Consider the following 446-nt stretch of genomic DNA (forward strand, 5'->3'; position numbering starts at 1 on the left):
TCGCGCACCGTCATGCCGCGGGCGTACATGGCGATGATCTTGTCGTCGAACCCGGTAAAGCGGCGCTCGTGCTTGGGGATCAGGATCGGGGCGAAGCTGCCATCGCGGTCGCGTGGGATCTCCACCCGCAGCGGCCCGTCATCGGTCAGGACCGTCTTGGAGCTCTTGCCGTTGCGTTGATTGGTGGCCTGCTCGGGGCGCTCGCCGCCCGCCGGGTAGCCCAGATGGTGGCCCAATTCCGCTCCAAGGGCCCGTTCGATCAGCGCCTTCTTGAACGCCATCGACAGGTCCTGCACCGCCTCGGCGGTCATCGGGCCTTTGACGAATTGATCAACCAGCTCGGCGGGAATCGCCGGCAGTTCCCTCAGCGGTGTCTTTTTCTTGGTAGCCATACATGCTCCTTGAGCAACATGTTAGGCCCCAAACACAAAATTTATGACACTCCC

The 446-nt window shown here is 62.3% G+C and carries 1 protein-coding gene; it reads right to left on the reverse strand.

Annotation, left to right across the window (positions count from 1 at the left end; translation table 11 throughout):
• A partial coding sequence (locus tag AC6CIE_RS27795) for a transposase (protein WP_498094970.1) occupies positions 1-392 on the reverse strand: 392 nt, incomplete at its 3' end.
• Positions 393-446: the final 54 nt, after the last annotated feature.

This window comes from Achromobacter sp. GQ309, from assembly GCF_059759315.1.